The following is a 13288-nucleotide window of genomic DNA, read 5'->3' as shown; positions in this document are numbered from 1 at the left end:
CCTGCCTGAAGCGGAAGCTTCGACTGATCGCGCCCTTTGATTTCAGATGGTTACTCCCTATAGCACCCTCTGATTGCTGTGGTTTTTGGGTACGCTGGCAGACGGATCCGCAATAAGAAAGAGCCGCCGAACGCTGTCCGGCGGCTTCAAGGCTGTAAGCTGAGCTTCAGATCAGAGAATCAGTCTGAATTTTGCAAAACCTTCAGCGCCGTCGCCTGCATCTTCGATTTTTGCTCCTTTGACGGCGGCAGCATACTGCCGTCCCTTGGGACCGCTTTCGAAAACCGCACTCGTGCCAGGCAATGCCTTGAAGGTCCAGTTTGCATCCGCTGACGGATTGATGGATCCCTGCTCGATGATGTAGCGAACAATGACATCGCGATTGGTATCGGGTGCAACCAGAATGACCTTGTCGGCGGCAATTTCGGGAAACTTTCCGCCGCCGCCTGCACGGTAATTGTTGGTTGCGACCACGAACTTCTGCTTGGGATCGATCGGCTTGCCATCGAACTTCAGATCCACGATTCGTTGTGCATCTGGATTGACGAGCTTTCCGTCGCCGTCATAGCGCTGGGGCTGCGACAGGTCGATTTGGTAGGTTACGCCGTCGATGATGTCATAGTTGTAGCTCGGGAATTTGGGATTGAGCAGCGGCGCATCTTTGGTGCCGACCGGGATCTGGTTGAACATTCCGGCGCTCATTTCGAGCCAGTTCTTGACCTGCTCTCCGGTGATCAGGACCGCCTGAACAGTGTTTGGATAGAGATAGAGGTCGGCAACATTCTTGATGGCAATATCGCCAGCCGGAACGTCAGTGAAATAGTCCGGACCGCCGCGCCCACCTGCCTTGAACGGCGCCGCCGCAGAGAGGACCGGATAATCTTTGTACTGACCATCCTTCAGAAGGTTCTTCACATACCAGGTCTGGGCGATTGATACGATCTGGACCGAAGGATCGTCCGCAACGAGGGCGAAATACGAATAGAGTGGCGCCGAGGTCTTGCCGACGGGCCGGCGAACATAGGCAAGCGTAGCCTCATGTTCCGACTTCACGGCCGCGACGATCTCTGGCTTATCCGTTGCGTCCGCGATCACCTTGCGGTTCTCGTCGCGATGATAGATCGGGCGAGCCTCGGTTGTGAAATCGACCACCTTCCACTTGTTGCCGTCTCTTTCCAGCAAAAGGTCGATCAGGCCCATGTGGGAACCCCAGAAACCCGCCATGACGGCAGGCTTGCCCTGCAACGTTCCCTTCTTGATATCCGCACCCGGAACGCCTTCAAAATCTTTGGGACCCGGGAAGACGAGGTGCTGGTGGCCCGTGAAGATTGCGTCAATGCCCTCAACGCCTGCAAGATAGAGCGACGCGTTTTCCATCCGTTCGGACTGTCCGGTGCCGTCGATGCCGGAGTGCGAAAGAGCGATGATCACGTCCGCTCCCGCTTCTTTCATGACAGGCACCCAGGCCTTGGCCGCTTGTACGATGTCGCGTGTCTGGGCCTTGCCTTCCAGGTTCTTCGCGTCCCAGACCATGATCTGCGGAGGCACGAAACCGATAAAGCCAACCTTGACCGGGCTTGAATTGCCGGAGCCGTCCTTTATCTGCTTCTCAATGATGACATAGGGTTTGAAGAACAGATCGTCCTTCTTCGGGTCGGAGGCGAGCTGCCCCTTGGTGAGATTGGCGCAGACGATGGGAAATTTGGCGCCATTCAAGGTATTGAAAAGGAATTCAAGCCCGTAATTGAATTCATGATTACCGAGCGTTCCGCAATCATAGCCCAGGGCGTTCATCGCCTTCATGACAGGGTGCAGATCGCCTGCTTTCATCCCCTTTTCATAGGCCATGTAGTCGCCCATCGGGTTGCCTTGCAGCAAATCACCGTTGTCGATCAGCATTGAGTTGGATGCTTCGGCACGGACCTTGTCGATGAAGGTTGCTGTACGGGTCAGACCCAGCGTGTCGTTTGGCTTATCGGCATAATAATCGTAGGGCATGATATTCACGTGAATATCAGTGGTCTCCATGATGCGTAGATGCGCCTGATTGGCCTGCGCGCGCGCTGCGAAGGGATGCAGCATCACGAGTGCAGAACCAGCGGCGATGCCGCCCAGAAGCGATCGTCGCGTCACATTGGTTTGGGTGAACAGGAATGACATGGAGCTCTCCCTCAGTCGTTTGGCGGTGCGAGTGTAGGGTCAATGTCATGGCAACGCATCAGGAAAATGACGGATGTTTTCGCAATCCTTATCTTTCGAATATTCGTTAGGCTTGAGAGGACAAGCTGTCAGACTGGAGGCAACTGGCAATGTGGCCGCACTGCCTATCCTCGTCTGCGACCCAGTTGTCCCGCTGCATCCGGCATGGCTGATTTATGGAAATGCCTAAAATACGAAGCCACCTGCGCAGCGGTGTTCGACGTTTCCGCAAGATGAACCCCCATGCGACCAGAGCGATACCAGCGCACGGTCCCCTCGACCATACCCAACTCGCTGGTCCGAAGGCGAACTGTCGCGCCCGGTGTAGCGGAAACCCAGCTCTTGAGCGTCAGACAGAGGCCAGTGCGGGAAATATCCGCGACGCGTACCTCGACCACTTCATTGATGAAGTAGAGAAAGCCATTGAACTGGTATTTGAGGCGCTCATTTTTGCGATTATCATAATTTTTCTTTTCCATATCTTTTGATTTTCTTTTGAAAATGAAAGGTCTATGGAAGTAGGAACCGGCAATTTTTATTAAAAATCCCTCAATATTGTGCGATATATTAACGTATATAAGCGCAATGAAGCCATTTTAAACTTTCGATTTTGATAGATCTGCGAAATATAATATCGAAAGTTGTTATGATTTAGTGTTTTGTTGGTTAGTAAGATTTGGATATGCATCCGGCTGCTCGCCCTGTCACCACGCGGCAATCCTTGAGTCGATGTCGGGCGGGGGTAGGAGGCAACATCTGATCGGAAGCATGGTCTCAGGAGTGCGTTTACTGCAACACACTCGGAATCAGGGATCAAGCGCAGTCTGGAGCGCACAGCGAGATCCTAAAAAGCATGTCGCGCAAAAGTGTGCCGCGGTTTTGCGATAACGACATGCGATAACACAAAGACTTTAAGCGTCAGGGGCGAATCTGAAAGATTTCGCCACGCTTTAAGCATCAGCCATCTTGCAGGGATGCTGTGTCTCGCATGGTTTGAAGTCAGCGCTTGGGCCGGGCCGGCGTATGATAGAAGCGGAAGTAGGATGCCACTTTTGCCCAGGCATTGGATGACCGGTCGAACTGTACGCCGATGCGTACACCCTCTGACCAGGTCACGCTGCCTTCCAGCATTCCAAGCGCATCACAGGTAACGCGTATGCGAGACCCAGCGGAAGCGAAAAGCGGTCGATCCAGCTGAATTGCGAGGCCGGATGCCGAGAGGTTGATGACCTGACCCGAACGATCATGCCCGCCATAGCGTATCGTGGCGATGATACGGGTGCGATGACGCGCAGTGTGCCGTGCCTTGATAGCCTGATGAAGCAACATGAAACTGTCTCGTGGCGGGTCGATATTGGCACAATGTCAGACCAAGTCTTACCTCTTTGTTAGCGAGGTGATCGACCAATTAGGTATTTCTCGTGGACATGCATTAGAGGCCGACATTGGGTCGGTCGATGACCTCGCGAAGGGCGAAACTCGAATTGATCTTTACCACATGCGGTAGCGCCGAAAGCCAATCGCGGTGAATGCGTTCGTAGTCTTCCAGATCCTTCGCCGCAACCCGCAGAATGTAGTCGCAATCTCCGGACATCAGATAACAGACGAGCACATTCGGACAGAGTTTCACCGCTGCTTCGAACTCGTTCAGGGTTTTCGCGCCTTGGCCGGACAGTGATATGTGCACGATTGCCATCATCTTGTAATCCAACGCCTTGTTGGAGAGGCGGGCATGGTAGCCGCTGATGATGCCGTTCTTTTCCAGCAGATCCAGACGCCTGGAACAGGCCGACGCCGACAGCCCAACCTTCTGCGATAGTTCTGCATTCGACATGCGCCCGTTGGCCTGAAGAGCCTTGACGATGGCAAGATCTATTGCGTCCAACGCACTCATGTGAAGAATCCACGAAAAATGTGCTTAATCACGCACGAACCTACGACAACGGTAGGATTTTGAACTCATCTTCGCAAGGACATTGCGTGGTTTCTTTGTTGAAATTCCACCATCGCAGTCGGGAGCTGTGATGAATGGGAGCGAGATCAGATGCGTGTCGGTTGTCCGAAAGAAATCAAAAATCATGAGTACCGGGTTGGCCTTACGCCCGGCGCGGTCCGCGAATACATCGCCCATGGCCACGAGGTCATTATCGAGACCCAGGCAGGATCCGGAATTGGTGCGGATGATGGCCAATACATCGCTGCTGGTGCGCGGATCGCTGCAACCGCGCAGGAAGTATTCGAAAGATCGGATATGGTGGTGAAGGTCAAGGAGCCGCAGCCTAGCGAGTGGGCTCAACTGCGCGAGGGGCAGATCCTTTATACCTATCTCCATCTTGCACCGGATCCGGAACAGACGAAGGGCCTCGTGAATTCGGGTGTGACGGCCGTTGCCTATGAAACGGTGACAGATGATCGTGGCGGACTGCCGCTTCTCGCCCCGATGTCCGAGGTGGCAGGCCGCCTCGCAATTCAGGCCGGTGCGACCGCTCTACAGAAAGCCAACGGTGGACGGGGCGTTCTGCTGGGCGGCGTTCCGGGTGTTCTGCCGGGCAAGGTCGCGGTAATAGGTGGCGGGGTTGTTGGTCTGCATGCGGCGAGGATGGCTGTTGGCCTCGGCGCCGACGTAACAATTCTCGACCGTTCACTGGCTCGTTTGCGTCAGCTTGACGATCTGTTCTCTGGACGCATTCATACCCGTTACTCGACGATCGATGCTCTGGAGGAAGAGGTTTTTGCAGCTGACCTCGTCATCGGCGCTGTCCTTATTCCGGGTGCAGCGGCACCCAAACTTGTGACCCGTGAGATGCTGACGGGCATGAAGAAGGGGGCGGTTATCGTGGATGTGGCTATCGACCAGGGTGGCTGCTTCGAAAGCTCCCATGCGACCACCCATTCCGATCCCACCTACGAAGTCGACGGAATAGTCCATTACTGCGTCGCCAATATGCCTGGTGCTGTTCCGGTAACTTCTGCACACGCGCTTAACAATGCCACTCTCCACTACGGTCTCGCACTGGCGGATCGCGGCCTGAGAGCGATCGCAGAAGATCGGCACCTTCGAAACGGGCTGAATGTTCATCGAGGACGCGTGACTAACAAACCGGTGGCTGACGCACTTGGTTATGACGTGGCCTCGGCTGAGACCATCCTCAACGTAGCATAAAATAAACAAGCTACGTTTCAGCCGCCATGGTCAGGGGGAAAGCCATGGCGGCTGTTGATTTCATACCGTCTCAAACCATCAATGTTCTGACCTCACACCGGTCAAAGCGGACGAGATGGGTTCAGTCGCGTTTGCCGAATGCAAGCAATTCCGCATCCGACAGCGGTTCAACCCAGGCGTCACTGGTGGCAACAGGCGTAAAGCCCATCATCTGATAAAGAGGCAATGCGCGCGGGTGATCGAGCGTATTGGTGGTCACAGTCACCTTCCGCGGGCTGGTCTGCCACGCCGAATAGAGCGCTTGTAACAGAAACCATTTGCCGATCCCCAAGCCCAGCGCATGTTCGAACAGACCGAAGTAGGACAATTCGACGACATCGCCGTCGAGTTGGTTCAGTTCGTACATGCCTGCCGGTGCACCATTGACGTAAAGAACCGTAACGGAAACCTTCGGGTCACGCAGGATTGCCGACAGATCGGCGTCGCTCATGCGCAACCGCTTGTACCAGTGCCATCGCTTGCCGATCTGCCGATAAAGATAGCGGTAGTAATGGAGCGGGATATCCTGGGTACGGATCAGGGCCGTTTGCAGGTTGACCGGCATCGGCAGGCTTTGGCGCGGCGGGGCCGTCATCTCCAACCGCGTCACGTGAGCCCGAAGCGGACCGTGGACAGGCTTCTCCAGCGGCTCGGCGGGGCCGGTGACTACAGGCGTGTCATCGCGACCGCCCCATTCGGACCAGGAACCATCATAAAGCGCATTGTTGGTATGACCGAGTGATTCGAGTGCCAGGGTCACTACAGCGGCGGTCACGCCAGACCCGCAACTGGTCACAGCCGGCTTGGAAAGATCGACGCCTGCCTCCTCCATCATGGCGCGGAGCGTATCGAGATCCTTCAGATGGCCTTTATCGGAGAGGCTCGCAGCAGGAAGACTGCGCGCACCCGGCATGTGGCCTGATCGCATTCCCGCTCTTGGTTCTGCTTCCTCACCCGTGAAGCGTCCTGCGCCGCGCGCATCGATGATCTGGGCAGATCCATTGTCGACGATAGCTCGCATTTCGTCGAAAGTCGTGACGCGGCGTCCACGGAAGCGTGGTGTGAATGTCGCTGAAGCCGGATCCGGCGTCCCGCTCTCCAGAGGACGCCCGTCGACCTTCCAGCCGTCCAGTCCGCCATCGAGAACATAGACTTTTTCCACGCCCATAGCGCGCAGCATCCACCACACGCGCGGTGCCGAGAAGAAGCCCGGACCATCATAGACGACGATCACGTCCGTGTCGCTAATACCCAGGTTGCCGACTTCCTTTGCAAAAAACTCAGGTGAGGGCAGGGAGTGCGGCAGGCCGGTCGAGTGATCGGCAATAGCATCCTGATCAAAGAAAACACTGCCCGGGATATGACCCTGTACGAATTCTTCGGCACCATTGCGCTTGTGCATCGGCAGATACCAGGACGCGTCAATGGTCTTGAAGCCGGGAGATCCCAGCTGTTGCTCAACCCAATCGCCCGAAACCACGAAACGGCTTTTCTCGACACCCATGCTCAGTCTCCTCATTCATGCAAGGAGATGCTTATGCGCTTTGCTCCGGAACTCCGAAACGAATGCGGAAGCGTCTGTTCTCCTTACCCTTCTTCTCGATCTTGGCGATGTGAATTGCTCCGACCTCCTGGGTCTCGGAGACATGTGTGCCGCCGCAGGGTTGGCTGTCAACGCTGGAGTCTTTACCGATGCAAATCAGGCTTACCCGTCCCAGTCCGACCGGCGGCCGAACGTTCTTGGACTTCACTATACCGGGATTGGCCAGAAGTTCATCGTCCGTAATCCACCGCGTGAATACCGGGTGATTCTCTGTCACCAGGGTCATCAGTCTGGCTGTGATTTCGTCCTTGTCGATTGTTTCACTCATATCGAAATCGACACGGGATTCCTCTTCGCCAACCGCTGCCCCCGTAATCGGGTACTCACATACCACGGAAAGGAGGTGGCAGGCCGTATGCATGCGCATGAGCTTGTAGCGGCGCGCCCAATCAACATGCAGAACGAGGGTTTCTCCAACCTCCGGGCGCGGCTGTTCCTCCAGTGGGACATGCAGGATGATATCTTTTGTTTCACCATGCCGTGTCTGGCCGAGTTGGATTCGCGATCCATCCGCTCGTTCAAGGAAGCCTGTATCCCCCGGCTGGCCGCCGGAGGTTGCATAGAAGCAGGTCTGGTCCAGTTCGATCGCGCCATCCGGATGAATGGCTGTCACCGTTCCCTCTGCCGTGGCCAAATAGAAATCGTCACGGAAAAGGGCTTTGGTTGTCATGCTGCAGTCTCACTCATGCCTGTTCGAAGGGAACATTGATCTCGCGTTTTTGTACCAGCCACTGCGGTATCGGCAAGCCTTTCGACCGGAGAAAGTCCGGATTGAACAGCTTCGATTGATAGCGATTTCCGTAATCGCAGAGAATGGTCACAATGGTGTGGCCCGGGCCAAGCTCTTTCGCAAGGCGCACCGCTCCAGCGATATTGATGCCCGACGAACCGCCGAGGCAAAGGCCTTCCTGCTCCACGAGATCGAACACATAGGGCAGGGCTTCAGCATCACTGATCTGGTAGGAGAAGTCAGGCCGGAACCCTTCGAGATTGGCGGTGATGCGACCTTGGCCAATGCCTTCCGTGATGGAAGAGCCTTCTGATTTCAGTTCGCCTTCCGTGTAGAACTTGTAGAGAGCCGCACCATCCGGATCAGCGAGACCAATCTTGATGGAGGCATTCTTCTCCTTCAGGCCAATTCCGGTTCCGGCAAGTGTGCCGCCCGAACCGACCGCGCAGATGAAGCCGTCGACCTTTCCATCCGTCTGCTGCCAGATCTCCTGCGCAGTGGTGGCGATATGCGCTTCGCGATTTGCGACATTGTCGAACTGATTTGCCCAGATTGCGCCATTGGGCTCGGTTTTGGCCAGTTCAGCGGCCAAACGCCCGGATACCTTTACGTAGTTGTTCGGGTTCTTATAGGGAACAGCCGGCACTTCAACGAGCTCCGCCCCGAGAAGCTTCAAGGCGTCTTTCTTTTCCTGGCTTTGCGTCTCAGGGATGACAATGACTGTCCGATACCCGAGAGCCTTCGCTACAACCGTCAAACCGATACCGGTGTTGCCAGCAGTTCCCTCCACGATGACGCCGCCTGGACGAAGCAGGCCCTTCTTCTCGGCATCGCGAATGATGAACAACGCGGCCCTGTCCTTGACCGACTGCCCGGGATTGAGGAACTCCGCCTTCCCCAGGATCTCGCAACCGGTCGCGTCTGAAACGCCCTTGAGACGGATCAAAGGCGTGTTGCCGATTACACTGAGCACGGAAGGGTGGACGGTCATTACGGATCTCCAAAATGGGCTGGAATAAGGTGCTTTTTTCCATTGCCACCAAATTTCAGCAAGCAATACATTCCCGCAATTTGCATGTTTGGTGAAATTTCACACCCAAGTTTCATGGTGCGCGTTCTTTCACAACGAAAAAGGGGCGGCCAAGGCCACCCCTTTGTCATCTCGGGAAAAACTTATTAGCACTGAGTGCGGTTTACCGGGCTCGTGCTCGAACCTTCGGTTGGCGTGGCAGAAGGCGCTGCGCATGGGCTGTCCTGAACGGTCAGTTCGCCTGCAGGCTTTGTGCCGCTATCGCGATTAGTGCTGTAGGTCATGCCGGGGTCTACCACGGTGCCTGTGGCGCTGTTGGAGCCGTAGGTTCCAGCACGGGTGTTGTTGTCTGTGTTCATCATGGTCTGGTCATTGGGAGTGACCGCCGTCTGTGCAATCGCGCCAGTGGCAAGACCAAGGGAAATAACGGATACGCTAAGCAGTTTCGAAAGCATGAGCTTCCTCCTCGTTTTTTTGTTTCAGGCTTTTCCGTCGCCCGACAAAAGAACATTCGACCAGCAAACCCGTTCCCAAAAAAATTAACTAAGTTTTTGCGAATGCGAAGATGCCTGCTCGGTCAGATCCAGTCTCAACTGCACACCACGGGGAATGTAGAGCGGCTTTTGGCTCGCAAGCTGGATGCGCTGAAAGGTCTTTCGTCTCTCGTCTGCATCGCGCTGGCGAAGCGCCCTGGCGGTCGCAACAGCAGCCAACGCATTTTTGACGGCCTGTTCTGCACTGTTCATGCTCATCTCCATCAATGTTCTTCTTTTGTTCTAATTCAAGCGAACGCTGATGTCAACGAATCATCCTGAAGGCGGGACTTGGAGGAACGTTGCCCGAATTGGGATGTTTGAAGATCATTATGATCGAAAGGAGTACCTGACATGGCCTATAGCCCGAATGATCAAGGACCAGAACTGCCACGAACAACAGGTCGAAACAGACGAGCAGGCTTATGGCTAGGGTTCGTTGCCCTGCTTCTGATAGCGGGCATCATCTGGTCTCAGTCAAGCAGCGGCCCCGGAACCGACCCGTCAACAACGGCCTCTACGACGCAGACGACAATCCCGGCGCCCCAACCCGGAACCTCTGACAATGCAGGCCAGACGCCGACGCAAACCGCGCCAACTAGACAGTAAGAATAACTTCTGGAGAAAACGAAAATGCCCGCTTTTGAGGAGCGGGCATTTTGTTCAGCATAGCTGAGAAACTGGCTCCCCGGGCCGGATTCGAACCGGCGACCTATCGATTAACAGTCGAGTGCTCTACCGCTGAGCTACCAGGGAATACCGCGTTGCGGTGTGAGCGGCGTCATAACGAAGGTTGATGGTTTTGCCAAGCACGATTTCATGTGGCCGTCATAAATATTGCCACGCCACAGGCAATTCGTTTGGTTTAGGGATGAAATCGACACTGGAAGGCTTTAAACATGAAAATGCCCGCCGTTGAGGGGCGGGCATTTTGCATTCAGCTTGGCTGAGAAACTGGCTCCCCGGGCCGGATTCGAACCGGCGACCTATCGATTAACAGTCGAGTGCTCTACCGCTGAGCTACCAGGGAACACCGCTCGTCGCGGCGTGAGCGGGGTATTACCGATGACTGCACGATTTGCCAAGCGCTTTTTTAAAAAAAATGGATCTCGCTTGTCTTATCCACACCGGGTCACCATCTGCGGCCAGCAATGATAACGCAAAACAGACATGGGATTCGGAGCTTTCTTCGGTCGAATACGTTCAAAGGCGGCAAAGCACGGATACGCGCGGCCCCAAAAAGACGAGAACGCGAACCGAATGCCAACTGGTGAAGATTTGAAACAAGAAAACGCAGAAAGCAGATTTGGGATAGACCCGAGAACCGGCCGGCTTCATCTCGGTCGTTTCCACATGCCAATGCCGCGGTCGCGTGCAGGCCGCGTCTCAATTGGCGCCGGCCTTGTTGCGGGTGGCTGCCTGGGATTCCTGCCAATCCTGGGGTTCTGGATGGTGCCCCTTGGTCTCGTGGTCCTGTCGCACGATCTGGCCTTTGTGCGCCGCAGGAGACGTAGGTTTGCGGTCTGGTGGAGCCGGCGACGTCGAAACTAACGCCAGCCGGCCCACGGGCGCGTTGATTAACCGAGCATTGAGGCGAGGCCATTTCCGGCACGAAGGGCAAAGAATCCCAAAGCGCCGAAATAGAGTGTCGTGAAAGCAAGGAAGATGTAGCCGCCCAGGACAACCGCGCCGTCGCGCTGGATCATGCCAAGGGCCGTCAGCAGGATCGCAATGCCGGGCAGTGTGTTCGAAAAGGGAATGAGACCCAAGGGAAACATCAGCAGGAGACCCCCGGCGGCAATCGCCAGCGCGTTGATGCGGTTTGCAAATGCGGATCCCGTGAACGAGGCGAAGCGAGGCTTGATGTAGTTATCCAGTCTGGAAACGATTCTAACGCCTTTTCTCAGTGTCGGTACGAGTCGCGCTGTCTCCAGTTGCTTGTCCAGGATTCGCGCTGGAAGCCAAGGCAGGCGATTGAGGAAGACAGCAATGCCGATCAGGATGATAGCGGCTCCGAAAACGGTACTGACACCCGGAATGGAAACCGGGATCAGAAAGGGGAGAGAGGCGAGGGCACAGATGAGCAGAAGCCCTTGCTCGCCAACAGCATGCATCAATTGACGAAGCGTTACGGTCTCGCCCTCAATGCCATTTATGAGGGTCTCCAGTGTCAATGTCAGAGGCTGGTTCGTGTCGTTGAAGGCAGAATCAGTACGCAAAGTTCACTCCGGGCAGGTCCTGATGCAAAACCTGTCATAACAAACTTGTCGCCAGTCCCGAAGTGGGCGCAGACGCGCCTTCTTTCACGCTTCAGTGTGTATGGCGCCACCAGTCAACGGCACCGCATATCAGCACCATTCCCAAGGCCGCCAGAACATATGGATTTATGGCTGTTACGAATGTCAGGTAATGCATGACGATCTCCTCCAACGCATGCAGTCGTCCCGCCTTTGCTCCTCCAAAAGCCGAACACAGATATGCTATCAGAGTTGCATGCATTGTGCACGGGAAACCGCGCCGGGATCATCCGCGAGCCGAATTCAGGACTTGATGTCGATACCGGCCTCGATCGCAGCGGCAATAAAAGCGAGACGCGCGGCCTCCGCCGTCTTTTTACCCTTCATCGCCGCTTCGAAAACTATCAGAGCCTTGTCCAAAGCCTCACCGTCTTCGAGCGGCCAATCCTCGATCAGCGCCCAGGAGGCTTCCTGCAAAGTGGTGATTGTGCGGTACTGCCCAGGTCCATCAAGCGCAAGGGTAACGCCTTTGTTCCATTCCATCGTCTAATCGCCTTCGGGAAATTCGTCTCGATATGAGTATTCACCACGGGGTGCCTACGCAACCGCGGTCGTCAACTATGAATACTCTGAAGTTTGGAATGGAGGCCTCGCCCGGAATTGAACCGGGGTACAAGGATTTGCAGTCCTCTGCGTCACCACTCCGCCACGAGGCCATTCCGATGTGTTTTCTGAAGTGGTGACGGGCGTTTAGAACGGATTTAGATGGAGCGCAAGAGGGATACACCTCTGCATTGGCTTTTTTCACACATCATACGATAGGCGAGCGCCCCATAATGAACGGGACACCCGCCGATCAATCACCGGCATTGGCGGCGGGGACCATTGAGCGGCTGATAGGTATTGTCGGATGCGCGATAAGAGCGGTACTTGGACGCGCAGTATTCTACGTGCGAACCTCCATACGACCGCGCGGCAGGCTGCGAGGCGATAAGGCCCCCAATCAGTGCGCCAGCGGCCAAGCCACCAATGACCGCCCCTGCGTTACCGTGTCTGCGATCTCGGTAGTAGCCGTCCCGATAGTGACGGCGATCATCCCAATTCCGATAATGGCGACGCCCTTCCCAGCGGTCACCACCGCGATAATGGTGGCCGTTACCCCAGCGAGGATTGATTTGCGGGCAGTTGGTTCCATTGTTGCAACCGACCTTTACGATGCCTTCCGCGTTCTCCGCCTGAACTGCAGGTAAGGAAACCGGACCTGTCGGTCCGGCGAAAGCAGGAACTCCACTGAAGGCAGTCGTAAGAGAGATTGCAATGACCATCAGTTTTTTCATCTTAATCACCTCAAAATTCTGATCCTGTAAAGTAACGCTTCCGGTGTATTTCGGTTCCGCTTTGTGCTTCCAAAAAAGAAGACCCGCATGTTCTGCGGGTCGAGGAAAGGGAAGGGTGTTTTTTACTTTGTTAGGCGGCTCCTGCCGGATCACCGATCGGCAATAAAGCTGGGTTGAGCGGCGGATCGTTTGGATTTTTTGTATCGGCCGGATCTTGGGCCGGTGTCAGTGGCGGCTTTTCCTGAACACGATCAGGCACGCCCGGCGCCGGGGTAGGGCCTCTCGGAGAATCGACGGGATTGTCTGTCGGCAATGTCGTGGGCATCCTGGCCTCCTCTGTCTTTGTCGGTTGGGAAAATAACCCGTCGATAAAAGCTTTGTTCCCCCGAATTCGGCTGGTAAGTCGGTGGAATTGCG

Annotated in this window: 15 protein-coding genes and 3 tRNA genes; 2 read left to right on the top strand and 16 right to left on the bottom strand. The window is 55.5% G+C overall.

Going from position 1 to position 13288, the window contains the following annotated elements:
* Nucleotides 1-171 precede the first annotated feature (171 nt).
* The 4 genes from G6N80_RS19450 to G6N80_RS19435 form a co-directional block, all read right to left on the bottom strand.
* Entirely contained in the window at nucleotides 172-2160 is a 1989-nt protein-coding gene (locus G6N80_RS19450) for a bifunctional 2',3'-cyclic-nucleotide 2'-phosphodiesterase/3'-nucleotidase (protein WP_062554669.1), read from the bottom strand.
* 164 nt (nucleotides 2161-2324) lie between these two features.
* Nucleotides 2325-2678 carry a PilZ domain-containing protein gene (locus tag G6N80_RS19445; RefSeq protein ID WP_165136169.1) on the bottom strand — a complete coding sequence of 118 codons (354 nt, stop codon included), beginning with the start codon at nucleotides 2676-2678 and terminating at the stop codon, nucleotides 2325-2327.
* Between the two features lie 520 nt (nucleotides 2679-3198).
* Nucleotides 3199-3528, bottom strand: a complete 330-nt coding sequence (locus G6N80_RS19440) for a PilZ domain-containing protein (protein WP_165136167.1) — start codon at nucleotides 3526-3528, stop codon at nucleotides 3199-3201.
* A gap of 103 nt (nucleotides 3529-3631) precedes the next feature.
* Nucleotides 3632-4093 carry an Lrp/AsnC family transcriptional regulator gene (locus G6N80_RS19435; protein ID WP_062554666.1) on the bottom strand — a complete coding sequence of 154 codons (462 nt, stop codon included), beginning with the start codon at nucleotides 4091-4093 and terminating at the stop codon, nucleotides 3632-3634.
* 150 nt (nucleotides 4094-4243) lie between these two features.
* Here G6N80_RS19435 and ald point away from each other — a divergent pair, with 150 nt between their 5' ends.
* A complete protein-coding gene (gene ald, locus G6N80_RS19430; protein WP_165136164.1) occupies nucleotides 4244-5362 on the top strand; it encodes an alanine dehydrogenase in 1119 nt (372 codons plus the stop codon).
* A 121-nt stretch (nucleotides 5363-5483) separates the two neighbouring features.
* Here the strand turns inward: ald and sseA are convergent, their stop codons facing one another.
* The 7 genes from sseA to G6N80_RS19395 form a co-directional block, all read right to left on the bottom strand.
* A complete protein-coding gene (gene sseA, locus G6N80_RS19425) occupies nucleotides 5484-6905 on the bottom strand; it encodes a 3-mercaptopyruvate sulfurtransferase (protein ID WP_165136161.1) in 1422 nt (473 codons plus the stop codon).
* Nucleotides 6906-6936: 31 nt separating this feature from the next.
* Nucleotides 6937-7674, bottom strand: a complete 738-nt coding sequence (locus tag G6N80_RS19420) for an alanyl-tRNA editing protein (RefSeq protein ID WP_062554663.1) — start codon at nucleotides 7672-7674, stop codon at nucleotides 6937-6939.
* A gap of 13 nt (nucleotides 7675-7687) precedes the next feature.
* Nucleotides 7688-8725 (bottom strand): cysteine synthase A, encoded by a 1038-nt coding sequence (locus G6N80_RS19415; protein ID WP_165136158.1) that lies wholly within the window; start codon nucleotides 8723-8725, stop codon nucleotides 7688-7690.
* 185 nt (nucleotides 8726-8910) lie between these two features.
* A complete protein-coding gene (locus G6N80_RS19410) occupies nucleotides 8911-9219 on the bottom strand; it encodes a hypothetical protein (RefSeq protein WP_062554661.1) in 309 nt (102 codons plus the stop codon).
* 84 nt (nucleotides 9220-9303) lie between these two features.
* Nucleotides 9304-9510, bottom strand: a complete 207-nt coding sequence (locus G6N80_RS19405) for a hypothetical protein (protein WP_062554660.1) — start codon at nucleotides 9508-9510, stop codon at nucleotides 9304-9306.
* 468 nt (nucleotides 9511-9978) lie between these two features.
* Nucleotides 9979-10053: transfer RNA gene (locus tag G6N80_RS19400), tRNA-Asn, on the bottom strand.
* Nucleotides 10054-10252: 199 nt separating this feature from the next.
* A tRNA-Asn gene (locus G6N80_RS19395) sits at nucleotides 10253-10327 on the bottom strand.
* A 230-nt stretch (nucleotides 10328-10557) separates the two neighbouring features.
* Between G6N80_RS19395 and G6N80_RS23370 the strand changes: the two genes are divergently transcribed.
* Entirely contained in the window at nucleotides 10558-10848 is a 291-nt protein-coding gene (locus tag G6N80_RS23370) for a hypothetical protein (protein WP_082547186.1), read from the top strand.
* Nucleotides 10849-10874: 26 nt separating this feature from the next.
* Here G6N80_RS23370 and G6N80_RS19385 read toward each other — a convergent pair whose 3' ends face one another.
* The 5 genes from G6N80_RS19385 to G6N80_RS19365 all read right to left on the bottom strand — a co-directional run bounded on the left by G6N80_RS19385 (nucleotide 10875) and on the right by G6N80_RS19365 (nucleotide 13196).
* Nucleotides 10875-11516, bottom strand: coding sequence for an exopolysaccharide biosynthesis protein (locus G6N80_RS19385; protein WP_062554659.1), 642 nt, complete (start codon nucleotides 11514-11516; stop codon nucleotides 10875-10877).
* A 321-nt stretch (nucleotides 11517-11837) separates the two neighbouring features.
* Nucleotides 11838-12077 carry a DUF982 domain-containing protein gene (locus G6N80_RS19380; protein ID WP_062554658.1) on the bottom strand — a complete coding sequence of 80 codons (240 nt, stop codon included), beginning with the start codon at nucleotides 12075-12077 and terminating at the stop codon, nucleotides 11838-11840.
* 99 nt (nucleotides 12078-12176) lie between these two features.
* Nucleotides 12177-12250: transfer RNA gene (locus G6N80_RS19375), tRNA-Cys, on the bottom strand.
* A 144-nt stretch (nucleotides 12251-12394) separates the two neighbouring features.
* Complete coding sequence (locus tag G6N80_RS19370; RefSeq protein ID WP_165136155.1) at nucleotides 12395-12871, bottom strand: BA14K family protein; 477 nt, start codon at nucleotides 12869-12871, stop codon at nucleotides 12395-12397.
* Between the two features lie 130 nt (nucleotides 12872-13001).
* Complete coding sequence (locus G6N80_RS19365) at nucleotides 13002-13196, bottom strand: hypothetical protein (protein ID WP_062554656.1); 195 nt, start codon at nucleotides 13194-13196, stop codon at nucleotides 13002-13004.
* Nucleotides 13197-13288: the final 92 nt, after the last annotated feature.

Source organism: Rhizobium rhizoryzae, assembly GCF_011046895.1.
GTDB lineage: Bacteria > Pseudomonadota > Alphaproteobacteria > Rhizobiales > Rhizobiaceae > Neorhizobium > Neorhizobium rhizoryzae.
Note: the sequence above shows the minus strand (reverse complement) of the source record. Positions and strands in the feature narration are given on the sequence as shown.